The 24,517-nt window shown below is 41.9% G+C and carries 25 protein-coding genes and 1 other annotated feature; of the genes, 23 read left to right on the plus strand and 2 right to left on the minus strand.

What is annotated here, in order from left to right:
* The first annotated feature begins 22 nt into the window (after nt 1–22).
* The 22 genes from QUF86_RS14555 (at nt 23) to QUF86_RS14660 (ending at nt 20,978) form a co-directional block, all read left to right on the plus strand.
* A complete protein-coding gene (locus QUF86_RS14555; RefSeq protein WP_289315631.1) occupies nt 23–526 on the plus strand; it encodes a hypothetical protein in 504 nt (167 codons plus the stop codon).
* A 126-nt stretch (nt 527–652) separates the two neighbouring features.
* Nucleotides 653–937 (plus strand): sporulation protein YqfC, encoded by a 285-nt coding sequence (gene yqfC, locus QUF86_RS14560; protein ID WP_034308511.1) that lies wholly within the window; start codon nt 653–655, stop codon nt 935–937.
* 15 nt (nt 938–952) lie between these two features.
* Nucleotides 953–2,140, plus strand: coding sequence for a sporulation protein YqfD (yqfD, locus tag QUF86_RS14565; protein ID WP_289315632.1), 1,188 nt, complete (start codon nt 953–955; stop codon nt 2,138–2,140).
* A gap of 3 nt (nt 2,141–2,143) precedes the next feature.
* Complete coding sequence (locus QUF86_RS14570; RefSeq protein WP_289315633.1) at nt 2,144–3,106, plus strand: PhoH family protein; 963 nt, start codon at nt 2,144–2,146, stop codon at nt 3,104–3,106.
* 191 nt (nt 3,107–3,297) lie between these two features.
* Complete coding sequence (locus tag QUF86_RS14575; protein ID WP_289334723.1) at nt 3,298–5,472, plus strand: HD family phosphohydrolase; 2,175 nt, start codon at nt 3,298–3,300, stop codon at nt 5,470–5,472.
* The gene (gene ybeY / locus QUF86_RS14580; RefSeq protein ID WP_289334724.1) at nt 5,469–5,945 is read left to right on the plus strand and encodes an rRNA maturation RNase YbeY; all 477 of its coding nucleotides are present in this window, start codon (nt 5,469–5,471) and stop codon (nt 5,943–5,945) included. The genes QUF86_RS14575 and ybeY overlap by 4 nt, the downstream gene beginning before the upstream one ends.
* Nucleotides 5,923–6,300, plus strand: a complete 378-nt coding sequence (locus tag QUF86_RS14585; protein WP_089361538.1) for a diacylglycerol kinase family protein — start codon at nt 5,923–5,925, stop codon at nt 6,298–6,300. Before ybeY ends, QUF86_RS14585 begins: the two co-directional genes overlap by 23 nt.
* Before the next feature lie 38 nt (nt 6,301–6,338).
* A complete protein-coding gene (gene cdd, locus QUF86_RS14590) occupies nt 6,339–6,737 on the plus strand; it encodes a cytidine deaminase (RefSeq protein ID WP_289318330.1) in 399 nt (132 codons plus the stop codon).
* Complete coding sequence (era, locus tag QUF86_RS14595) at nt 6,730–7,659, plus strand: GTPase Era (RefSeq protein WP_289334725.1); 930 nt, start codon at nt 6,730–6,732, stop codon at nt 7,657–7,659. The genes cdd and era overlap by 8 nt, the downstream gene beginning before the upstream one ends.
* A 99-nt stretch (nt 7,660–7,758) precedes the next feature.
* Nucleotides 7,759–7,902 (plus strand): YqzL family protein, encoded by a 144-nt coding sequence (locus QUF86_RS14600; protein WP_101222596.1) that lies wholly within the window; start codon nt 7,759–7,761, stop codon nt 7,900–7,902.
* Nucleotides 7,903–7,935: 33 nt separating this feature from the next.
* Nucleotides 7,936–8,688 (plus strand): DNA repair protein RecO, encoded by a 753-nt coding sequence (gene recO / locus QUF86_RS14605; RefSeq protein ID WP_289315637.1) that lies wholly within the window; start codon nt 7,936–7,938, stop codon nt 8,686–8,688.
* Nucleotides 8,689–8,746: 58 nt separating this feature from the next.
* Nucleotides 8,747–8,923, plus strand: a binding site (T-box leader).
* 100 nt (nt 8,924–9,023) lie between these two features.
* Nucleotides 9,024–9,920, plus strand: a complete 897-nt coding sequence (glyQ, locus tag QUF86_RS14610; protein ID WP_061140675.1) for a glycine--tRNA ligase subunit alpha — start codon at nt 9,024–9,026, stop codon at nt 9,918–9,920.
* Nucleotides 9,907–11,976, plus strand: coding sequence for a glycine--tRNA ligase subunit beta (gene glyS / locus QUF86_RS14615; RefSeq protein WP_289334726.1), 2,070 nt, complete (start codon nt 9,907–9,909; stop codon nt 11,974–11,976). Before glyQ ends, glyS begins: the two co-directional genes overlap by 14 nt.
* A gap of 162 nt (nt 11,977–12,138) precedes the next feature.
* On the plus strand, nt 12,139–12,777 hold the full coding sequence (gene ccpN, locus QUF86_RS14620; RefSeq protein ID WP_286182260.1) for a transcriptional regulator CcpN: 639 nt from the start codon (nt 12,139–12,141) through the stop codon (nt 12,775–12,777).
* Nucleotides 12,778–12,793: 16 nt separating this feature from the next.
* Nucleotides 12,794–13,615, plus strand: coding sequence for a pyruvate, water dikinase regulatory protein (locus QUF86_RS14625; protein WP_289315639.1), 822 nt, complete (start codon nt 12,794–12,796; stop codon nt 13,613–13,615).
* Nucleotides 13,616–14,115: 500 nt separating this feature from the next.
* Entirely contained in the window at nt 14,116–14,571 is a 456-nt protein-coding gene (locus QUF86_RS14630; protein ID WP_289336231.1) for a YaiI/YqxD family protein, read from the plus strand.
* Nucleotides 14,572–14,622: 51 nt separating this feature from the next.
* Nucleotides 14,623–16,428 carry a DNA primase gene (dnaG, locus tag QUF86_RS14635; RefSeq protein ID WP_289336232.1) on the plus strand — a complete coding sequence of 602 codons (1,806 nt, stop codon included), beginning with the start codon at nt 14,623–14,625 and terminating at the stop codon, nt 16,426–16,428.
* Between the two features lie 35 nt (nt 16,429–16,463).
* Nucleotides 16,464–17,597 carry an RNA polymerase sigma factor RpoD gene (rpoD, locus tag QUF86_RS14640; RefSeq protein WP_289315640.1) on the plus strand — a complete coding sequence of 378 codons (1,134 nt, stop codon included), beginning with the start codon at nt 16,464–16,466 and terminating at the stop codon, nt 17,595–17,597.
* Between the two features lie 206 nt (nt 17,598–17,803).
* Nucleotides 17,804–18,334: a hypothetical protein gene (locus QUF86_RS14645; RefSeq protein ID WP_289334727.1), complete on the plus strand. Its 531-nt coding sequence runs from the start codon at nt 17,804–17,806 to the stop codon at nt 18,332–18,334.
* Nucleotides 18,335–18,570: 236 nt separating this feature from the next.
* Nucleotides 18,571–18,939: a cytochrome c550 gene (cccA, locus tag QUF86_RS14650; protein ID WP_133352846.1), complete on the plus strand. Its 369-nt coding sequence runs from the start codon at nt 18,571–18,573 to the stop codon at nt 18,937–18,939.
* A gap of 216 nt (nt 18,940–19,155) precedes the next feature.
* A complete protein-coding gene (locus QUF86_RS14655) occupies nt 19,156–19,863 on the plus strand; it encodes a tRNA (adenine(22)-N(1))-methyltransferase (RefSeq protein ID WP_289334728.1) in 708 nt (235 codons plus the stop codon).
* Nucleotides 19,860–20,978: a Nif3-like dinuclear metal center hexameric protein gene (locus QUF86_RS14660; RefSeq protein ID WP_289315643.1), complete on the plus strand. Its 1,119-nt coding sequence runs from the start codon at nt 19,860–19,862 to the stop codon at nt 20,976–20,978. The genes QUF86_RS14655 and QUF86_RS14660 overlap by 4 nt, the downstream gene beginning before the upstream one ends.
* A gap of 47 nt (nt 20,979–21,025) precedes the next feature.
* On the opposite strand, the gene QUF86_RS14665 is transcribed toward QUF86_RS14660, so the two are convergent.
* On the minus strand, nt 21,026–21,970 hold the full coding sequence (locus QUF86_RS14665) for a 4-hydroxy-3-methylbut-2-enyl diphosphate reductase (protein ID WP_289325779.1): 945 nt from the start codon (nt 21,968–21,970) through the stop codon (nt 21,026–21,028).
* 127 nt (nt 21,971–22,097) lie between these two features.
* The gene (gene vrrA, locus QUF86_RS14670; RefSeq protein ID WP_289334729.1) at nt 22,098–22,772 is read right to left on the minus strand and encodes a VrrA/YqfQ family protein; all 675 of its coding nucleotides are present in this window, start codon (nt 22,770–22,772) and stop codon (nt 22,098–22,100) included.
* Nucleotides 22,773–23,195: 423 nt separating this feature from the next.
* Here vrrA and QUF86_RS14675 point away from each other — a divergent pair, with 423 nt between their 5' ends.
* Nucleotides 23,196–24,509, plus strand: coding sequence for a DEAD/DEAH box helicase (locus QUF86_RS14675; RefSeq protein ID WP_289315646.1), 1,314 nt, complete (start codon nt 23,196–23,198; stop codon nt 24,507–24,509).
* Nucleotides 24,510–24,517 lie beyond the last annotated feature (8 nt).

Below are 24,517 nucleotides of genomic sequence, written 5' to 3' on the forward strand. Positions count from 1 at the left end.
GTCAGGGAAGGGAGGTCTTTAAATGGGAGATTTTATTGATTTCTTTCTCAAGAACCCATTCCTTATCATTGTCTTGATCGGTATTTTAACGTCCATGTTAGGAAAGAAAAAGCAGCCTCAGCAAAATGATGATCCAAACACGCCTCCGAAAAAGAAATGGCAGGAGGTCATGCGGGAGCTTCAGGGCGAAATGTCGCAAGGGGAACAGCAGCAAAGGCCTGCCCCTGCTCCCGTAAGGAAAGTCGATCAGCAGGCAACACAGGCTTTTGAAGTAATCGATGAGACGAATAACGAAGCGAACAAAAGGATTGCGGAGCTTAGACGGCTTCAGCAGAAGTACGATCAAGAGCGTTTATATCAAAAAGCGAAGGCAGATCAAATTACATCAGCGATATCTGATAATAACAGTCCGGTCTATCGCAAAGGACCGTCTTTTGGGAAAAAGCAGCTGATTGATGGCATCATCATGTCAGAAGTGCTGGGACCGCCAAGGGCGAAGCGAAGTCTTCAGCGGTCCAGAAGGTAATTCGGCACCCCGGGCCTTTTTCAGCCTGTCCTTGGTGCATGAAAAAAATAGACTTTCATTCCCTTATAATTTTGTGCTAGAACCCTCTTTCATTTCATACATTGAGATGAAAGGGGGTTCTTTTTTATGGCACGCAATTGGGGAAAAAAAGTGAAACAGCTTATGACCAAAACAATGGACCTTCCGCAAGATGTCATGATGGACCTGCCGCGAATTACTATGATCGGACAATTACATATTTATATTGAAAACCATCGTGGCTTATTGGCTTTTACAGACAGCGAAGTACGATTGATGCTGAAAAATGGGCAGTTGCTGATAAAGGGAAACGCCTTTGTCATAAAGACGATTTTGCCGGAAGAAATCATGCTCGAAGGCAAAATTGACAAGGTTTATTTTATCAATGAATGATCCCGGGAGGTCTCCATGAAAAACCAATGGACAAACTATTATACAGGCTATGTAAAAGTGAAGGCTTATGGCAAAGGTGCAGAACGGCTGATAAATATGCTGACGAGAAGGGGGCTTCATATCTGGGAAGTGAAGCGCGTCGGCAGCGAGGCCCTGATTTTCCATATGGATGTCAGGGATATCCCTAAACTCCGTCAGGTCATGCGAAAGAGCGATTGTAAAGTAAAGTTCATGCAGGGAAAGGGTTTCCCTTTCCTAATGAAGAGAATTATGAAAAACAGCGGGTTTTTAGTGGGTCTGATCGCTTTCCTGCTTTGCATATTTGTACTTTCCAATATGGTATGGGGCATCGAGGTGCAAGATGCCAAGCCGGCTACCGAGCATGCCATCCGAAAAGAATTGGACAAGATGGGTGTGAAGATCGGTAAAGTACAATTCTTTGTTGATGATGTGGATACGATTCAGCGTAAGCTGTCGGACCGGATTGGTGCATTGACATGGGTAGGGGTAGAGCTAAAGGGAACGACATACCATTTCCGGGTGGTTGAAAAACGGCAGCCTAAAGAGGTCGAGAAAACATCTCCACAAAATTTGGTCGCTTCCAAAAAAGCGATCATCACTGATATGTTCGTTGAAAAAGGACAATCTATAGTAAATGTGAATGATTATGTAGGAAAAGGACAGCTTCTTGTTTCGGGACTTATTGGAAAAGAGGATAAACAGGAAATTGTATCAGCCCAGGGAGTAATAAAAGGGAAAACGTGGTATAAAGCGAAAGTGGATGTGCCGTTAAAAACCAAGTTTTCTGTTTTTAACGGAAATGAAACGAGCAGGCACTTTTTGAAAATGGGGGACTTCTCCCTGCCTGTTTGGGGATTCAAGGACCCAGGTTATGAAAAACAGGTAAAAGAAACGACAGTGAGGCCGTTTCATTTTCTTCAATGGGAACTGCCCATTTCCTATAAACAGGTGACCTTAAGGAGCAAGGAAGATATAGTTCGAAGTTATACGGAGGAAGAGGCTGTGAAGGAAGGCAGGAAAATGGCTAAAGCGGAATTGAAAAAGCATTTAGACGAGGAAGATGAAATCGTCGAAGAAAAAATTTTGCACGAAAGCATGGAGAATGGTAAAGTTAAATTATCTATACATTACCAAGTTATTGAAGATATAGCGATTGGACAGCCAATCATTCAAGGAGACTAACGAATGGCAGATGATGTGAAAGTAATTAAGCTGGAAATAGAATCACCTAATGAAGCAATCGCTTTATTGGGCAATGGAGATTCAAATGTAAAAGTGCTTGAAGAGGAGCTTGGGATTTCCGTCATTACCCGGGGTGAAGCGGTGAGTGTTGCCGGGGAAATCGAGCGGGTAACGATGGGGCAGGATATCCTTAAGGCACTATTGACAGTGATCAGAAAAGGAATTGCAATCAGTTCCAGAGATGTGCTTTATGCGATTGAATTGGCTAGGAAAGGCACATTGGAGTATTTCGGAGAATTATATGATGAGGAAATCGCTAAAACGGCTAAGGGGAAATCCATTAAAGTCAAAACTATCGGCCAGAGATACTATATCCAGGCAATAAAGAAACAAGACCTGGTATTTGGAATTGGGCCTGCCGGTACAGGGAAGACCTATCTTGCTGTGGTGATGGCAATCAATGCATTGAAAAATGGACATGTTAAACGGATCATCCTGACACGGCCTGCCGTCGAAGCGGGCGAAAGCCTCGGTTTTCTGCCTGGTGATCTGAAAGAAAAGGTAGATCCTTATCTACGTCCGCTGTATGACGCTCTCCATGACCTTCTTGGGATGGAACAGACCCAAAGGATGATAGAGCGCGGAACGATCGAAATAGCTCCTCTGGCTTACATGAGGGGCCGTACGCTTGAAGATGCCTTTGTCATATTGGATGAAGCTCAAAATACGACAGAAGCCCAAATGAAGATGTTTTTGACCCGGCTAGGTTTCGGATCGAAAATGGTCATTACGGGAGACCGGACCCAAATTGACCTTCCAAAAGGCATGAAGTCAGGTCTGGTCCGGGTAGAAGAGATTTTGAAGAATATTAAAGGCCTTTCCTTTGTTTATTTTGAACAAAGTGATGTAGTGAGGCATCCGCTTGTCGCCAAAATCATTACTGCTTACGAGCAGGCGAAGTCATAAGAAAAAATCCGCCATTTTCAATCGGCGGATTTTTCGTGATGTGTCGAAATGACCTATCTTTTCGGTGAAAAAGTGGATATGGATCGAAAGAAGCTTTACATTTATTAATACGAGGTGAAAATTTATATGAAAACTGTTATGATTTTACATATCTAGAATAATAAACATCATTTTTTTTAGGAGGACCTTCCTTGAATCGTATCCAGAAATTTTTCACTCAAATAAAAGGGCTGTTGGTCCATCGTTTTTTTCAAGTGCTATTGTTTATCATACTTGGTTTGATAGCTTATGGGTTAATGTTCTCCAACGTAAAGCCGGAAAGGGTCCAGGTAGAGCTTTTTAAGCCTGCGGAACAAACAATCCGTTCAACCAAGACCGTGGAAGATACCTATAAGACGGAACAGGAAAAAGAAGAGATTTCAAAACAGGTGGCCGATGTTTATTCTTTAAAAAAAGAATATGCCAAAAATAAAGTCGACTTGATTTCATCCATTTTCGATTCAGCGATTGAGGTGAATAAAGAAACGGACCCCGATGAAGATCATAAAGAAGATGAGGGAAAAGAAGATAAAAAAGGGACCGTAAAGACGGATGCTCAAAAAGTATCCATATTAAAAGAAAAATTGACCGATGAAGTCAATAAAGATATTGAGGAATCCGTTTTTCTGGCTTTAGTGCAGGCGGATGAAGATGAGTTGAAAATTGCGAAGGATTCAACCATTACTGCCGTGAATAATGTGATGAGCTCCCGGATCGCTGCCAGTGACGTCGAAAATGCCAAGAAAAAGGTTGTAGAGGAATTGGGCTATATGAGCATCAATGGCGATATGAAAAAAGCCTCCAATTCCCTTGCCCGTACGGCAATCATTCAGAATGTGTTTTTCGATAAGGACAAAACCGAGGAACAGCGAAGGAAAGCGATCGAGAGCGTGGAGCCGATCAGGATCCTCCAAGGACAGATCATCGTTGAAGAAAATCAGTTAGTGGACAGGGATGTATATAGGCAGCTGGAATTGGCAGGCTTTTTAAATACCGAGTCTACCATCTACCCGTATATCGGCCTGCTGCTATTCATCTTTCTGACCATTGGCGCTTTTTATTACTTTTTCCACTTTTCCATTTCAAAAAAGGACAACAAGTACAATCAGTTATTGATCTTCAGTCTTGTCTTTATCCTTTCAATGGCTACCATGAAAACGGTCAGCATTCTGGCCGACCTTAAAAATTCGAATTTGGAATACATTTTCCCGGGTGCCATGGCGGCGATGCTCATCAAGATATTATTGAATGATAAGTTAGCGGTAGCCATGATCATATTGTTAGGTTCGTATGGTACGATTATATTTAATGGTGATACACCTGGAAATCTGGATTTCTCGATGGGGCTTTATATCATTTACGGGGGATTGACGGCAATCATCATCTTATCAAGACCCAATTTCAAATCAAAGGTGTTGGTAGCAGGGCTGCTATTGTCTTTAATCAATATCGCATTTGTTTTTTCTCTCATTTTTATTATGGACGGCCATTATACTAGAATGGAGTATTTATATTATGCTGCTGCTGCCATGGGTTCCGGAGTGGGCTCAGCCGTTTTGACAATGGGGCTGTTGCCGTTTTTCGAGGCTGGTTTCGGGATTTTATCATCCATTAAGCTTATCGAGCTTGCGAATCCCAATCATCCGTTACTGCGGAGGATCTTGATTGAGTCTCCTGGGACGTATCATCACAGTGTAATGGTCGCCAATTTGGCGGAATCTGCTTGTGAAGCCATCGGGTCGAATGGATTGCTGGCAAGGGTCGGCAGTTATTATCATGATATCGGTAAAACGAAGCGGCCGCATTTCTTCATCGAAAACCAGATGAATGAGGAGAATCCGCATGATCGGCTGCAGCCGGAAACGAGCAGGGATATCATCATTGCCCATGCCGTAGATGGCGGGGAGATGCTGCGCAGTCATAAATTCCCGAAAGAGATTGTGGATATTGCAGAGCAGCATCACGGGACCACTTTATTGAAATTTTTCTACCATAAGGCAAAAAAACAGGATGAAGCCACACTGGAAGCAGCTTACCGATATCCCGGGCCAAGGGCGATAATGAAGGAAGTAGCTGTCATAGGCATTGCCGATAGTGTGGAAGCTGCAGTGAGATCGATGCAGCATCCAACGCCAGAGAAGATAGAAGAACTGGTAAGTTTCATCATTCAGGATAGGATTCAAGATGGTCAATTTGATGAATGTGACATTACTATGAGAGAATTGAGTATCGTTAAGCATTCCTTATGTGAATCGCTGAATGGTATCTTCCACTCCAGGATTGAATATCCGGAGACGGATAAATTAGGACAGAAGGTGAAAGAATGATTTTAGCTATCGATTTAATGGATGAAACGAACGAAGTAACTGAAGAGGCCCAGCGACTTGTTGAAAGCATTTTGCAATTTGCTGCAAAAAAAGAAAACATTGAAAAAGATACCGAGCTGTCTGTTACATTTGTAGACAATGAGAGAATTCGGGAAATCAATAAAGAATATCGTCACAAAGATTCAGCTACCGATGTCATTTCTTTTGCACTAGAAGAAATGGGAGAAGATGAAGTGGAAATTGTCGGGGCGGAAATGCCACGCATGTTAGGCGATATCATCATTTCGATTGAACGGACGAAAGAGCAGGCTGAAGAATATGGTCATTCTTTTGACCGTGAACTTGGATTTTTAGCGCTGCATGGTTTCCTTCATTTATTGGGATTCGACCACATGAATGAAGAAGATGAAAAAGTGATGTTCACTAAACAAAAGGAGATCTTGGAAGAATATGGACTTTCAAGAGAAGGGTAAAAAAAGGTATCCTTTATTAAAAAGTTTCTCTTTTGCCTGTCAGGGAATTTTGGAGGCTGTTCGAACGGAACGCAATATTAAGATTCATTTCGCGTTAACGGCAATCGTCGTATTCTTTGGCTGGTACTTCTCGTTGAATGGGATGGAATGGCTTTTCATTTTGGCAGCCATTGCCGGTACGATTACGTTAGAGCTCGTTAATTCAGCGATTGAAAGGGTAGTTGACCTGGTGACGGATCAAATCCATCCCCTTGCCAAGCAGGCAAAAGATATTGCAGCCGGAGCTGTATTCATATATGCTATATTTTCTATAATAGTTGGATTGATTATCTTTTTGCCTAAGTTTGGCCTGTAGGTTGCCGAATGGTACTCAATTTGAAAGGAAGATGTGAATTGAATACGAATGAATTGATTGTTGAAGCTAAAAAAGCAAGGGAAAAAGCATATGTGCCTTATTCCAAATTTAAAGTGGGGGCAGCCCTTTTAACCGCTGATGGGAAGGTCTATCATGGTTGTAATATAGAAAATGCTGCATACAGCATGTGTAATTGCGCCGAAAGGACCGCTTTATTCAGCGCTTATGCCCATGACGATAAAAAATTCACTAAACTTGCAGTAGTGGCAGATACCGATGGTCCCGTTTCTCCATGCGGGGCGTGCAGGCAGGTTATTTCAGAACTGTGCGAACAGGATATGCCGGTTGTTTTGACCAACTTAAATGGAGATATAAAAGAACTAACAGTAAAGGAATTGCTTCCAGGAGCTTTTTCACCGGAGGATTTAAATGGATAAATTATTTGACGATACACAAGTAAAAGGTTACAAATCAGGTTTCATTTCGATTATTGGACGACCTAATGTTGGAAAAAGTACGTTTCTTAATCGTGTCATCGGTCAAAAGATCGCCATTATGAGTGATAAACCGCAAACAACAAGAAATAAGGTTCAGGGTGTACTAACACAAAACGATTCACAAATGATTTTCATTGATACACCCGGCATTCATAAACCAAAGCATAAGCTTGGTGACTTCATGATGAAAGTGGCAACGAATACATTGAAAGAAGTCGATTTGATTCTCTTCATGATCAATGCGACTGAAGGGTACGGACGCGGTGATGAGTTTATCATCGAAAAACTTCAATCCGTAAAAACGCCTGTTTTCCTGGTTGTAAACAAAATCGATGCGATGCATCCAGATGATTTACTTCCGATCATTGAGAAATACCAACAGCTTTACCCTTTTGCGGCAGTCGTTCCGATTTCTGCGCTTGAAGGAAATAACGTCGAGACATTGCTTGAACAAATCAAGGAACACTTGCCTGAAGGTCCCCAGTTTTATCCAGCTGGTCAAGTGACCGATCACCCGGAACGTTTTATCATTTCCGAATTGGTCCGCGAGAAGGTGCTGCACCTGACACGTGAAGAAATTCCGCATTCAGTGGCTGTTGTCATCGATTCAATTAAAAAAATGGATAACAGCGATACAATTAATGTCATGGCGACGATCGTTGTCGAACGTGATTCACAAAAAGGCATTGTCATCGGAAAGCAAGGGAAGATGCTTAAAGAAGTCGGCAGCCGTGCCAGAGTGGACATCGAAAACTTATTGGGCTCGAAAGTTTTCTTGGAACTGTGGGTAAAGGTACAGAAGGATTGGCGTAACAAAGCCAGCCAGCTTCGTGATTATGGTTTCAATGAGAGCGAGTATTAATTAACAAAATTTACGCGTCATGAAAGTTTGGAAAACGGTCAAGCTAATCATATGGTCGGATATTCATATTGCTAGTTAAAAACGAAAGGTGGGCTTTATATGTTGGATTTTACCTGGGAATTATTTAGTGAAACAGGTAATGTGGACACCTATTTGCTGTTTAAGGAGATAGAAGTCGAAAGACAGGAAAGACACTTGGTATTGAATGATGAGCTAGCAGAAATTGATTTTCCTGTTTCATAGGTTAGTCTTGGCGAGCATGGGTGGTGTCTTGGTATGCTCCAAAAATGTGAGGGCATTGTCATAAGGCGAACTGCATATGGAGAAAATAACAAAATCATTACTATATATACCCGTGAGCTAGGAAAAATTGGCGTTATGGCCAGGGGAGCCAGTAAACCTAACAGCAGGCTTTCTGCCGTCACACAGCTTTTTTGCTCCGGGTATTTTCTTATAACCACATCAACCGGACTCGGAAGTCTTCAGCAAGGCGAAATGGTCGATTCACTCCGTTTCATAAGGGAGGATCTTTTTGCCACTGCTTATGCCTCATATATTGTTGAATTGCTTGATAAAAGCGTCGAGGATAAGAAACCGAATCCATATTTGTATGAATTGCTTTCGCAAACCTTGCATTACATAAACGAGGAATATGACGCAGAGGTTTTGAAATTCATTTTTGAAATGAAGATGCTGCCCGTCAATGGGATTAACCCAGTGCTGAATCAGTGTGCCGTATGTGGTGAAACGGAAGGGGAATTCTCCTTTTCGCTTCGGGAAGCGGGCTTTATCTGTCACCGCTGTCTGGGGAAGGACCCTTATCATTATAAAATTTCACCTGCAGCCGTCAAATTGCTGCGGATCTTTTATTATTTCGATTTATCAAGGCTCGGAAACATTTCCGTCAAGCCTGAAACGAAAAAAGAACTGCAAAAAATCATCGATGCTTATTATGAGGAATATTCTGGTCTGCATTTGAAATCAAAAAAGTTCCTGAAACAGATTGATACGATGAAAGATATGTTTTAGGATCTGACCTATTGACATTCCATGCTAGTTTGTATAAAATTCTAATCATCAAAATAAGAAGATTGCGTTGATGGAAAAGAGTATCTGTCATTCTCCATAAAAAGCGAACCCGGGACGGTGGAAGCCGGGATATGGATTTACAGGGAAGGGCGTTTCCGGAGCATGTTGCTTTGAAAAGAGGCCGTTTTATAAACGGCAATTAGGGTGGAACCGCGGGTATACTCTCGTCCCTATGCATTTCGCATAGGGACGGGAGTTTTTTGTTTGCCAAAATGTGAATGGGTTCCGAACCTTTAATTTTCAAAGAGCCGTTTTAAATAACCTGGAGGTGTACGATGAATATTCAAAATATGATTTTAACGTTACAAAAGCATTGGTCTGAACAAGGCTGTATATTAATGAATGCTTATGATGTCGAGAAAGGGGCAGGAACGATGAGCCCATACACGTTCCTGAGAGCCATTGGACCTGAGCCATGGAGCGTTGCTTACGTGGAGCCATCCCGCCGTCCGGCTGACGGTCGTTATGGTGAGAATCCTAATCGACTGTATCAGCATCATCAGTTCCAAGTGATCATGAAACCCTCGCCTGACAATATCCAAGAGTTATATTTGGATTCCCTGCGTGCATTAGGGATTAATCCGCTTGAGCATGATATTCGCTTTGTGGAGGACAATTGGGAAAACCCATCACTAGGGTGTGCTGGTCTTGGTTGGGAAGTTTGGCTAGATGGAATGGAAATTACGCAATTTACATATTTCCAACAAGTGGGCGGCCTTGAATGTAAACCGGTTTCCGTGGAAATTACATATGGGATCGAACGTCTCGCCTCTTACATTCAAGATAAGGAAAACGTATTTGACCTAGAATGGACAGAAGGATTCACAGTTCGGGATATATTTGGACAGCCGGAATACGAACATTCAAAATATACATTTGAAACCTCCGACCTTGATATGCTGTTTCAACTTTTCACGATGTATGAAAAGGAAGCGCATCGCCAAATGGAAGAAGGGCTTGTACATCCTGCCTATGATTATGTTTTGAAATGTTCACATACATTCAACCTTTTGGATGCGAAAGGTGCCATCTCGGTGACGGAAAGAACTGGATATATTGCCCGGTGCCGTAACCTAGCGCGTAAGGTTGCCAAAACCTTCTATGAAGAGCGGGAAAAATTAGGCTTCCCGATTCTTAAAGTGAAAGGGGAGAATACAAATGAGCAAGCGTGATTTGTTATTGGAAATTGGATTGGAAGAGCTGCCAGCCCGTTTTGTGACAGCATCCATGAAACAGTTGTCAGATAAAGTGCAGCAATGGCTAACGGAAAAAGCGATTGATTTCGGAACGGTTGAAGCCTTTTCCACACCAAGACGTTTGGCCATATTGGTGAAAGAAGTGGAAGAATCACAAAAGGATATCGAAGAAGAAGCAAAAGGACCGGCTAAGAAAATCGCTTTGGACAGCGAAGGCAACTGGTCTAAAGCCGCATTGGGATTCGTCAGGGGCCAAGGCATGACTTCAGAGGATATTTATTTTAAAGAACTCAAGGGTGTGGAATATGCCCATGTGAATAAATTCATAAAAGGACAGCAGACTGTTCAGCTTTTATCCGAGCTGCAGGAAATCATCAGTGGTATGACGTTCCCGAAAAATATGCGCTGGGCCAATCAAGAGCTCCGCTTCGTCCGTCCGATTAAATGGCTGATTGCCTTATTCGGGAATGACGTAGTGCCATTTAGCATCGCTGATGTGGAAACGGGCCGTGAAACAAAGGGACACCGTTTCTTGGGCGATAGCTCAATCATCGAGCAGCCGGATCAGTACGAAGAAACGTTAAAAGAACAATTTGTAATGGCGGATCCAGATAAACGCCGACAAGTTATTTTAGATCAGATTAAAGGGCTTGAGCAGGAAAAGGGTTGGATTATCCCAGTCGATGAAGAACTGCTTGAAGAAGTGAATAATTTGGTAGAGTATCCAACGGTGTTATTTGGACAATTTGAGGAAGAATTCCTTGAGCTTCCAGCAGAGGTATTGATCACATCAATGAAGGAACACCAACGTTATTTCCCTGTTAAAGATCAGGACGGGAAGTTGCTTGCTTTCTTTGTAACCGTACGTAACGGGGACGATCGCCATTTGGATAAGGTTTCTAAAGGAAATGAAAAAGTCTTGCGAGCCCGACTATCGGATGCAGCATTCTTCTATAAAGAAGATCAGAAAAAAGGGATTTCGGAAGCTTTGAAAAAGTTGGACAGCATCGTTTATCATGAAGAAATTGGTACATTGGCCGAGAAAGCTGCCCGGGTAACTGCAGTGACCGGTGCCCTTGCTGATGCTTTGAATTTAAAGGCAGAAAAAGAAATGGCGCTTCGTACAGCAGAAATTGCCAAGTTCGATTTGGTGAGTCATATGGTTTATGAATTCCCTGAATTGCAAGGGTATATGGGTGAAAAATATGCGCTCCTAAAAGGAGAAGCCAAGGAAGTGGCCGCGGCTATCAATGAACACTATATGCCAAGGCATGCGGATGACAATGTGCCGCCTTCAGTCATTGGAGCGGTTGTGAGTTTAGCTGAAAAAATTGATACTTTGGCTTCATTCTTCGCTATTGGCGTCATTCCGACAGGTTCCCAGGATCCATACGCTTTAAGAAGGCAGGCGAGCGGTGTCGTTCAAATTCTAGCTGAGAAGAAATGGAATATCCCTTTAGAGGAGCTTATTGTTTTAGGCCTTAAAGGACTTGAATCAAAAGGCATCTTAAAACGTGAACTTGAGGAAGTTAAAGCGGATATGTTCACATTCTTTAAAGCCCGTGTCAAACACCTACTGCAAGAACAGCAAATCCGTTACGATTTGATTGACGCAGTTCTGTTAAATGAGATCGGTTATATCCATTCCATCGTGGAACGGGCACACGTCTTGGATGCTAAAAAAGACGAAGAAGGCTTTAAAGAAAGCCTGGAAGCTTTGAGTCGCGTTATGAACATTGCAGTAAAATGTGACAATAAAGTGACGGTCGACCCTAGTGCCTTTGAAAATGATCAAGAAACAGCGCTATACGAAAAATTCCAAAAAGTAGCCATGCGTTATACTGAATCTAAAGACGAGAATGAGCGCTTTGAACAGCTTGTTTCTCTCCAAACGGAAATAGAGTCATATTTCGAGAATACAATGGTCATGGCGGATGATGAAGCAATCCGTAATAACCGTTTATCCCTTATGAAGGAAATCAGTGATTTGATTGCAGGCTTTGCTGCCATGAATAAAATCATCCTTTCATAATTGAAAGGATGTATGGAAATCGGAAACACTTTAAATAAGGGTTTCCGATTTCTTAAAAAGATAAATGGTCAATAAATAGGACAAACATGCCCTTATTAAATAATTTAGTATATAATTATTAAATGAATAACTTTTGTTACTTTACTCTGCGAAAGCAGTGGGGTGGTGATTATAATCCAACTGAATAAGCGTCAGGAACATATTTTACAAATTGTAAAAGAGAACGGACCGATTACTGGAGAACATATTGCCGATAGATTGAACCTTACCAGGGCGACCCTTCGTCCAGATCTAGCCATTTTAACGATGGCAGGTTTTCTTGATGCCAGGCCGCGGGTGGGGTATTTCTATACAGGCAGGTCAGGAACACAGCTTTTGACCGACAGCCTTAACCATCTTTATGTACGAGACTACCAATCGATCCCTGTCGTTGTTGACGAGGGCATTTCCGTATATGATGCAATCGTCATGATGTTTTTAGAAGATGTCGGGACCATGTTCGTCGTCGATAAGCACGCATTGCTTGTCGGTGTCTTATCAAGGAAAGACTTGTTGCGTGCGAGTATTGGGAAACAAGAGCTTAACTCCATTCCAGTCAATATCATCATGACCAGGATGCCCAATATTACAATGTGTTCAAAAGAAGACCTTTTGATTGATGTTGCCAAAAAATTGATAGATAAACAAATCGACTCATTACCGGTCGTCAAAGACACAGAAAAAGGCTATGAAGTAATTGGAAGAATTACAAAAACCAATATAACGAAAGCATTCGTAGCTTTGGCTGATGAAGGCTATTAGGGGGCTTGCAAAAGGAATGACGGAGAAAATGAACGGTTCTATTATATATGTTGTATCGGATTCAGTAGGGGAAACAGCGGAATTGGTTACAAAAGCAGCTGCAAGCCAATTCTCGGGATCTGCTTTTTCCATTAAGCGAATCCCGTATATTGAAGATGAACAAAACGTGGATGAAGTGATTTCACTGGCTAAATTGGATGGGGCGATCATTGCTTACACCCTTGTGAAGCCAGCTATTAGAGCGTATATGAAAGCACAGGTCGAAAAAGAAAACCTGTCTGCTTATGACATTTTAGGGCCGCTCATGGACATACTTCAGGAAAGGGCACCAAAAGGCCCGCTTAATGAGCCTGGTCTGGTAAGAAAACTGGATGATGATTATTTCAAGCGTGTTGAAGCCATTGAATTTGCGGTAAAATATGATGATGGACGTGACCCTCGAGGCATTTTACGTGCTGATATCGTCCTTGTGGGTGTTTCACGCACTTCAAAAACACCATTATCACAGTATTTAGCCCATAAACGCTATAAGGTGGCGAATGTACCTCTAGTGCCTGAGGTGGAACCTCCAGAAGAGCTGTTCCTGGTACCTCCTGAAAAATGCATTGGTCTAAAGATCAGTCCGGAAAAGCTGAACCATATTCGCAAAGAACGATTAAAGTCACTCGGGCTCAATGACCATGCGATTTACGCAAATGTTGAGCGCATAAAAGAAGAATTGACATACTTTGATAAAATCATATCAAGGTTGAACTGTCCAATTATTGATGTGACCAATAAAGCTGTTGAAGAAACAGCCAATTTGATTATCAATATTCTTCAAAACAAAGATCGTTGATCCTTATAATTAAGGCAAACAAAATGTGAGCTAGACACTTTAAGTGTCGGCTCACATTTTAATGCAAAGGTCAAAAAAGGGAATATCAAGAATAAGTTGAAAATAATTACATATAATTCCTTTTGGATTCCAAATGTTAACCGTTGATTTGCATGAAAACATAATCGGAATTTAAATGTTGGCATCTTCTAAACAAATAGACTATAATAAAAAATTGTGAGAAAAAAGTAATCTTAAGGTTTAGACTTAATTAATAAGGAATAAACTAAAGGTTAATGAGATGTCAAGGTTTTTATCATAAAAATAATTCGACATGTTCCGTATAATTCAAAATGGGCTTGCCCTATTCAAGGCAAAAGAGGCGCTTTCACTTAAATAAGCAGGTATAATGTTGGCACTATTAAAGGGAACACTTGTGAGCTAATGCTGAAAATTCACTATATCTTCATAAAGTTTAGGGGAGAAAAAGGATTATGCAGAAAGATGTAGAATTAGAAGGTATGAATAATAAACCTACCATACACGTCGATGCCGATGCATGCCCGGTGAAAGACGAGATCCTTCATTGTGCAGGTTTGCACGATGTCGAAGTCTGTTTTGTTGCATCATATAAAAATATGATGAATAACCCTGAAGGTAAATGGGTTTATGTCGATGCAGACAAAGAAGCGGCAGATCTTTATATTGTAAACTCAGTAAAAAAGGGTGATATTGTCGTTACTGCGGACATTGGTTTGGCTGGGACCCTGCTTCCTAAAAGCGTTTATGTTCTTTCCCCAAGGGGAAAAGAATACACAGACGAGAATATTTTCATGCTCTTGGACATGCGTTATCAGTCGGCGAAACTCCGCAGGCAGGGTAAACATACCAAAGGGCCGAAAGCATTCACAAAGGAAGATCGTACAAGTTTTACAAATAAACTTTTGAAAACTTTGTCGAACTTTGCAGGGGATTAGGAAACAGTATCGAATTAGAAACTATCACCAATATTGCAAGGTGGAAAAATGATAAATGGCCGTATAGAAGATGAGAAAATTAACCAAATTCGCGAAGCTGTTGACATTGTTGATTTAATTGGGGAGTATGTCCAGCTGAAGAAGCAAGGACGCAATTATTTTGGCCTTTGCCCTTTTCATGGTGAGAACTCTCCCTCGTTTTCCGTTTCAACGGAAAAACAAATCTTCCACTGTTTTGGTTGTGGGGCAGGCGGGAATATTTTTACCTTCTTGATGGATATAGAAGGCTACAACTTTGTGGAATCTGCAAAAGTTTTAGCTGAAAAAGGAAATGTTCCTTTGGATGTTGAAATGAATAAGGATTCCAAGCGTTCTAACATGCCCGCAGGATCGCAGCAAATGGTTGAAGCCCATGATCTGCTGCGGAAGTTTTATCATCATCTCCTCGTTAATACGAAGGAGGGGCAGGATGCCCTCGAATATTTACTTAAACGCGGGTTTACTGAAGAGACGATAGAGAAGTTCCAAATTGGCTACTCTTTGGATTCATGGGACTTCGTGTCCAAGTTTCTTTTAAAACGTGGTTTTCCAGCGGAATACATGGAGCAGGCAGGGCTTATTATCTACAGGGAAAAAGACGAGTCATATTTTGACCGTTTCAGAAATAGAGTCATGTTTCCAATTATGGATCATCAAGGAAATACGATTGCGTTTTCAGGGAGAGCGATGGGGGACGATGAGCCCAAATATTTGAATAGTCCTGAAACGCCAATCTTTAATAAAAGTAAAACTTTATATAATTTCCATCATGCAAGACCTCACATACGAAAGAAAGAACAAGTAGTCATTTTTGAAGGCTTTGCCGATTGCATTTCAGCTGTTCGAGCAGGGGTAGAGAATTCGGTCGCTACAATGGGGACTGCCCTGACGGACCAGCATATCCAGCTTTTAAAAAGAAATACTGATCAGATACTTATTTGCTACGATTCGGACTCTGCGGGATTGAATGCAGCCAATCGTGCAGTTAATATGCTTCAGGACCATGAGTTTTCCGTGAAAGTCGCTCTCATGCCTGATAAGATGGACCCCGATGACTACATAAAGGAATTCGGTGAAAAAAGCTTTGTTTCTGAAGTAATAGGGGCCAGTTTAACCTACATGGCATTCAAAATGCATTATTTGCGTCGAGGGAAAAATGTAAATAATGAAGGAGATCGAATTCAATATATCGAAGAAGTCCTTAAAGAAATTTCGCGATTGCCCAATGCAGTGGAGAGGGATCATTATCTCCGGCAGTTATCCTCTGAATTTTCCCTATCATTGGATGCGCTGGAACAGCAGCAGCGACAGGTGTTCTTTACGGAACGCAAGAAGGGAACACTGCCGCAGCCCGCAACCCAAAAGAAAATGGCCCTGCAATATGAGCATAAGTTAAAGCCTGCTCATCATAATGCTGAAACGAAGTTGATTGCCCATATGCTAAAAAGCAGGGATATAACTTTCAAAATTCAGCAGTTGCTTGGGCAAACGGCCTTTCATGTAGACGAACATCAGGCAATCATCACCTATTTATATGCGTTCTATGAAGATGGACACGAACCGGATACAAGCTTTTTCCTTACTTATTTACCGGATCCAAACTTGAGAAGGATCGTTTCGGAAATAGAAATGATGTCAGTGAATGAGGAAGTTACCGATAAAGAACTGACCGATTGTATAAATCAAGTGTTGAAATATGAAAAGTTGTTAAAGATAAAAGAAAAACAAGTTGAAGAAAAAGATGCAGTGAGACGAAGTGATTATGTCACTGCTGCACAAATAGCCATGGAAATAATTAAATTGCGTAAAATGTTGTAGTCGTTTAGGTGTAAGTCCTGGAAGGAGGGGAACTAATGGCTGAAAAACCAGCACGTTCCAAACAAGTTGATAATGAATTTAGCCTTGAACAGGTGAAAGAAAAATTAATAGAGCTAGGTAAAAAACGAGGCTCTTTGACTTTAGAAAAAATCGCAGAAATGATTGGCGGTTTTGAGTTAGATTCCGATCAAATGGATGAGTTCTATGAGGTGTTAACAGAAAACAGTGTCGAAATACTCACGGATGGTGAGGAAGACGATGATGAAGATGATCCTGATGAGAAGAAACTTGCAAAAGAAGAAGAGTTTGACTTAAATGATTTAAGTGTTCCTCCCGGCGTTAAAATTAATGACCCGGTCCGTATGTATTTAAAGGAAATTGGACGGGTAGACCTTTTATCGGCAGAAGAGGAAATTTCTCTGGCTACTCGAATTGAAGATGGGGATGAAGAAGCGAAACGCCGTTTGGCTGAAGCTAACCTTCGTCTTGTTGTCAGTATTGCCAAGCGCTATGTCGGACGAGGAATGCTTTTCCTTGATTTGATTCAGGAAGGTAATATGGGACTTATCAAAGCGGTGGAAAAATTCGATTACCGCAAGGGATTCAAATTCAGTACCTATGCAACATGGTGGATTCGCCAAGCCATAACCCGTGCCATTGCCGACCAAGCAAGAACGATCCGGATACCGGTGCATATGGTGGAAACCATCAATAAATTGATCCGTGTCCAAAGACAGCTACTTCAGGATTTAGGACGTGAACCTTCTCCGGAAGAAATTGCGGAGGATATGGACTTAACTCCTGAAAAAGTTCGTGAAATCTTGAAAATAGCTCAGGAGCCTGTTTCCCTGGAAACGCCAATAGGTGAAGAAGACGATTCCCATTTAGGTGATTTCATTGAAGATCAGGATGCGACTTCGCCATCGGAACATGCAGCATATGAACTATTGAAAGAACAGCTTGAAGACGTATTGGATACTCTTACTGATCGTGAAGAGAACGTCTTGAGACTCCGCTTTGGACTTGATGATGGCCGCACTCGGACACTTGAAGAGGTAGGTAAAGTGTTTGGAGTCACCCGCGAGCGTATCCGTCAAATCGAAGCGAAGGCGTTACGTAAACTGAGGCATCCAAGCCGCAGCAAACGCTTGAAAGATTTCTTGGAATAAAATATATAAGCCCTTAACAGAGCCCTCTTTGAATGCCCAGCGTTCGGGAGTGGCTTTTTTTTTACGATCCGATGTAAAATTATCCATGTAATAACAAAATTTATCCAGTTACTATATAATGGAGATCTGTTTAACACGATAACTGAGTATCCACAACTTAGGCCAAGGTCCGTTAAAAAAGAAATGCCCGCAAGGATGTGAAATTCATGAATGAGATGAGAAAGAAAATCATCATTAAAGAAATAAACTCCTGGAAGGAAAGTCGTATGCTTCCGGAGCAATATTGTAATTACCTGCTTGCATTATACCGTCAAGGTGAACTGCCGCCATCAAATTCTAATAACACCGGGAGCGATAAAAAGGACATTCTTTTCGGGCTGTTGATTGGGGCTCTTTTTGCATTTATTGTATTTTTGAATTATTTTACTGAAATACCCATAAGAATGCAAATGCTTATGACAACAATTTCAATCATTGTCTTTGGACTGGCGGTCCGCCGCTTTATAGGCAGGAAAATCATTTTTCAAATGGCATTGATGGGAATGGCACTATCCTTGCTTTTATTAACAGTCAGTTTGGCTGAATTCATGGCACCCGGCAAAGTGGGCATCCTTTATGTTTTCTTGTTCATTAATTGCGGACTCTGGATTTTAATGGGCAAAAAACTGAAGCTGCTCCATTTCTTCCTGGCGGGAAGCTTGGGAGCAATGGTCACTCTTTACTCTTTATTAATATAATTTAAGGACGAGCAAACGGTTTTAAATTAATGAATTTAGGGTATTATGAAACATATGTAAGAAAAAGTAAAATTGTTTGGAAATATACATAAGTTTTTGACAATTTTAAGAAATTATATAATATCTTCTATTTTTGGGCTTTTACTTGAAACTCTTTTCAAGTAAAATAATATATAGCTGTTTGTATATAATATTAAATATGGTAAGTTTAGGTTCTACATAGGGGAGGAAATACTATGAATCGCAATCCAGTAATGCCTTTTATTATTATCATGGTTTTTGGTATTGGACTTATGTTTTTACTTTCGTTTAAAGGTTTGGGTGATGCCAAAGATCTTGCTAAGGAAAAAGAGGGCGGCGAAAAGACAGAAGAAACAGAAAGTGCCTCTGCATCACCTGAGGACATTTATAAGCAAAACTGTATCTCTTGTCATGGTGACGCCTATCAAGGCGGTGTCGGACCTGCTCTAAAAGGAGTTAGCGATCGACTGTCGGTCGACGAGGTTAAAGACGTGATCACTAATGGACGGGGTGCCATGCCACCAGGCTTAGTCGAAGAACAGAACATTGACGCCATGGCCGAATATATTCATGGACTGAAATAATTCACGAAACTGACTCAAGAAATCGTTGGAAGGCGAACTTTTTGAGTCAGTTTTCTTTTATTCCAAAAAGGAAGATTCCGGATGGAAGGTTTCCTTTGCCCAGTGATAGAAAGACCCATGTTTCTCCTTCCTGTAATTTTTCGATTGAACTTGGTATAATCGAATGGGAAACTAATTATATGCAAGACATTATTTGAATTAAGAGAGTTGATAAATATGAATCATGAGAAACTATCGATGAGATTAGAACGTGTTGCCATACATATACCAAAAGGAAGTATCCTTGCAGATATAGGGTCCGACCATGCTTACTTGCCGTGCTATGCGGTGACTAACGGCCTGTGTGACAGTGCTATAGCCGGTGAGGTTGTAGAAGGGCCCTATCAGTCAGCCCGCAAGCAAGTGGCCATAACGGGGCTCGGGGACAAGATAGAGGTACGTAAAGGAGACGGGCTTGAAGTATTGAATCCCGATGAAGCGACATGCATTACGATAGCAGGCATGGGAGGGACTTTAATATCAAGTATATTGGAAAGCGGAAAAGGAAAACTCGGCAAGGCGGAAAGGCTTATCCTTCAGCCTAATGTCGGTGCAGCGAATGTCCGCAGCTGGCTAATCGATAACGGCTGGGAACTTAGTGGAGAGGAAATCCTTGAGGAAGATGGGAAAATCTACGAAATCTTAATTGCTGAAAAAGGGGACCCGCTTCGCCCTTATCGTGTAAACATGCAAACCGGCCTGATTTTCGGTCCTTACTTAAGAAAGCAATTCAGTGACATTTTCATAAAAAAATGGCAGCTTGAGAAAAAACATTTGGAAAGAATCATCGAACAATTGGATGAAAGCGGACGAAGCGGATTGGAAACGAAACGCAATGAATTAAAATCCCAAATTTCCGTAATTGAGGAGGTGCTTATAGGTTGAAGACAGTAAATGGTCACAAAATCATTGAAATGTTTGAACAATTCTCCCCGAAGCAATATGCAATGGAGGGAGATCCTATCGGTTTGCATGTCGGGCAGCTGAATAAGCCGGTTACTAAAGTGATGATTGCCCTTGATGTATTGGAAGAGGTTGTGGACGAAGCGATAGAACATGGCGTGGAATTAATCATCGCTCATCACCCGCTTATATACCGACCATTGAAAAGAATCGATACAATGGCTGCTGGAGGCCGGATCATCGAAAAGCTGATCAAACATGATATCGCTGTTTATGCTGCACATACCAATCTGGATGTAGCTAAGGGTGGAGTAAATGATTTACTTGCCGAAGCGCTCCAATTGCAGGACACAGAAGTATTGGTTCCTACTTACGAGACGGCCCTAAAAAAATTGGTCGTATATGTTCCGGAGGCCGATGAACAAAAGGTGAGGGAAGCCTTAGGTAAGGCAGGTGCCGGAGCAATCGGGGATTACAGCCAGTGTTCGTTTTCTGGAAAAGGTACAGGACGCTTCCTACCAGGTGAAGGCAGTGAACCGGTAATCGGCTCCAAAGGAAAGCTTGAAGCGGTAGCTGAAATGCGGGTTGAGATGATATTCCCGGAAAATATCGAGAAGAAAGTGCTTGCTGCGATGATTAAAGCCCATCCATATGAGGAAGTTGCTCACGATATATATAAACTGGAGAATAAAGGGGAGTCACTTGGCTTAGGAAAGATTGGTGTACTTGCTGAAGAAATGACACTTGAACAGTTTGCTGAACATGTGAAGCGGACACTTGATGTGGAAAAGGTACGTGTCGTTGGAGATTTGCAAAGCCCGATAAAAAAAGTGGCCGTGTTGGGCGGAGACGGGAATAAATACTTTACGACGGCAAAATTCAAGGGTGCTGATGTATATGTTACAGGTGATATGTATTACCATACAGCCCATGACGCGATGATGATTGGCTTGAATATTGTGGACCCAGGCCACAATGTTGAAAAGGTGATGAAAAAAGGTGTGGCACGAATCCTTGAAGAAATGTGTCGCGAAAAGAATTACGATGTGGAATTCATTCCATCCCAGCTGAATACAGACCCTTTCCGCTTCATTTAAATAACACGAAAAAAGGCAGCCATAGTGGCTGCCTTTTCTTGTGTGTATCATTTCTTCACTTTAATCTTAGGTAAAATTTTATGCAATGGCGTTTTCTTTTCGGTATTCCAAGTCAATTCATCATTTGCTTCATATTGCTCTAGAAAAGCGATAACTTCCTTCGTTATCGGAGTTGGTGTAGAAGCCCCGGAAGTGACTGCAACCGTTTCTGCATCCTTTAGCCATTCAAGGTTCAGCTCGGAAATGTCAGCGATGCGATAAGCTCTCGTGCTGGCAATTTCTTCGGATACTTGTGCAAGGCGGTTTGAATTATTACTCTTGGGATCTCCGACGACGATTAAAACATCAGCTTCGCCTGCTTGCTGGGCAACCGCTTCTTGGCGTACCTGTGTCGCTAAACAAATTTCCTTATGGACTTCGGCATGTGGGAATTTTTCCTTAACCTTATCCATGATATCCAAAACATCCCATTGGCTCATCGTTGTTTGATTGGTCACAATGATCTTATCACTATTCAATGTCAAGGCTTCAACATCTTCATCTTTCTGAACCAGGTGTACGACATCGGGTGCAACTCCGACTGCGCCCTCAGGTTCCGGATGGCCTTTCTTGCCAATATAAATAATTTGATAACCTTCAGCTTCTTTTTCCCGAATTAAGTCATGAGTTGCGGTAACATCGGGACACGTTGCATCAAGCGTAACAAGACCTTTTTTCTCAGCGATCTTCCTAATCTCAGGGGAAACGCCGTGAGCAGTGAAGATGACGGTTCCGCTGTCCACCTGTTCAATGATATCGTTACGGTTGCTGCCGTCCAACGTGATGATGCCTTCCTCTTCAAACGCATCAGTCACATGTTTGTTATGCACGATCATTCCTAAAATGTAAATGGGGCGTGGCAAGGTTTTATCTAAAGCCGCATTTCGGGCGATGACCATGGCATCGACAACGCCATAACAATAGCCGCGCGGGGAAATTTTAATCACTTTCATCTATGTGTCCTCCTTCAAGGCAAGAAACTCTCACTTTTTATACCTTTCTATTATATAAGACCATAGATGATATTACAAAACATCCTATTTGCATAAATTCGGTTACTGGTAAAAATTTTTTATAACTTTAAATATAAAGCTTTGGACCGGATGACCTTTCCCTTTTGGTATTGTTACGAACTTGGGCGATGGGTTTAGCTTTTTCTTTTTTCTTCGAATCGGTTTTTACCTCACTGTTTTTTGCCTCTACATTAGGCCCGCTTTCAACGGAAGTTTCCTGGTCACCGGTATCACCGGCTGACGATATGCTCCGGAAAACTTTCCACATTGAAGGCAGGTTTTTAATCACTGGTCCGTATTGTTCCACCATAGGGGTGAATTGTTCGGCTGCCTGCAGCACCTTTTGCGTATTGGAAAGCATATTGTTCAGGGAATCGGGGTTTTTTAGTGTTTCTAAGATACCGCCTCCGCTGCTTCTTGAAGAACTTTGGTTAGTGGAACCAGCTGGAGCAAACAAGTTAGGCGAACCAGCTTTTTGTTTTGACTTACCGAGTATCTTTGACAATAGCCCTTCCTTCTTTGCAGGCGGCATTTCCTGGCGCTGCGGTTGGGTGAAAGGACCTCGGAAACCTTGAGGTCCCTGTGGCCCCTGCGGTCTGTTTTGTATAATTGGCCGCCGCATCTGCTGATAAGGGTGGGGGATTTGTGGTGTTTGCCTGAATGGAGCAGGGAGCTGTTGCATCCTTCGACCATTGGGTGGCTGAAAACCGGGTCCGAATTGACGATTTCTATCTGGGAACATGGGTTTCACCTCCTCTATTTTATTATGCTGGTGTATTCTTCTATATAAAATATGCAGCTCGACAAAAAAGGTTTGAGGAAAGAGTGACTGGGCAGTTGTGAAGTGACCGGAAAGAAGGTAAGATGGTAACGGTAGTCTTTTAGCTCCATGTCTGCGGGGGATACGCTATGACCAGGACAGGGGCTTTTCGTTTGCAAGAGTCCATCTTAAGAGAACTAACCTCAGCGCTTGCGCTTTTTGTATAATCCAGCTTCAGCGCCCAGCTCGTTGTGAAAAAGATGATGGACCACATAAGGCAAAAGAGCGCCTTATGGGTCAATCCCTATTTTCTTCACGAGCAACCCAGGCGCTTGCGCTTTTTGTATAAAATTTATTATAATAACAGGACATGTCTAATGACTGACAGGATAAAGGAGTTTTTTGATGAAACAAAACCAATTTGAACGATTTAATTTGAAAAGCTACATTCTAGATGCGGTTCGTACTTTAGGGTTCGATAAGCCGACGGAAATTCAAGAGCGCGTGCTTCCGTCGCTTTTAAAGGGAAGTAGCTTAATTGGACAGTCGCAGACAGGTACAGGAAAGACACATTCCTATTTGCTGCCGATTATGAACAAGCTTGATGCTGGTAAAAATGAGGTTCAAGCGATTATTTCCGCACCAACCCGTGAGTTAGCGAACCAAATCTACAAAGAAGCTTTGAAAATTGCCGACCATTTCCCTGAGGATGAGCAGATTCAAGTCCGTTGTTTCATCGGTGGTACTGATAAACAGCGAATGATTGATAAATTGAAGACACAACCTCAACTGGTAATCGGTACGCCAGGCCGGATCAAGGATTTGGTTGAAGCTCAGGCACTTCAAGTGTATACAGCAAAAATGCTTGTAGTAGATGAAGCGGACCTTATGCTAGACATGGGATTCCTTGAAGATGTCGATGTATTTGCATCACGTATGGCTGAAAAAATTCAAATGCTTGTCTTTTCGGCAACCATCCCGGAAAAATTAAAGCCGTTTTTGAATAAATATATGGAGAACCCAAAGTATGTTCAAGTGAATCCCAAGCAGGCGACCGCTGCGAAAATTGAACATGTTCTGGTACCGCTTCGCCACCGAAACAGAGAGCAGTTACTTCATGATATCATCGTTCGATATAATCCATATTTGGCGATTGTTTTCACGAATACAAAAAAAATGGCGGATCATGTGGCGAATTCCTTGATCGAAAAAGGGTTGAATGTCGGTCGTATTCATGGGGATTTAACGCCTCGTGAGCGTAAAAAAATGATGAAGCAAATCAATGATTTGGAGTATCAATTCATTGTTGCTACAGATCTGGCTTCCCGTGGAATCGATATTGAAGGTGTAAGTCATATCATAAACTATGAATTGCCTTCAGATTTGGATTTTTACATCCATAGGACGGGAAGGACGGCTCGTGCAGGATATTCCGGCATTGCCACTACCATTTATAATACATCCGATGAAGATTCATTGAACCGCCTTGAAAAAATGGGCATTGAATTCCGTGATGCCGATATCCAAAACGGTGATTGGGTTGATATCGATGAACGTAATAAACGGAAAAACCGTAAAAAACAAAAATCTGATATCGATGTTAAAGCGAGCAGGCACGTCAAGAAGCCAACTAAAGTCAAGCCAGGTTACAAGAAGAAAATTCAACGTGATGTGGAAAACTTTAAAAAACGTGAACGTCGTATACAGAGAAAGAAATAAGGGAGAAA

The sequence above is a fragment of the Peribacillus sp. NJ11 genome (assembly GCF_030348405.1).
Classification (GTDB): Bacteria; Bacillota; Bacilli; order Bacillales; family DSM-1321; genus Peribacillus.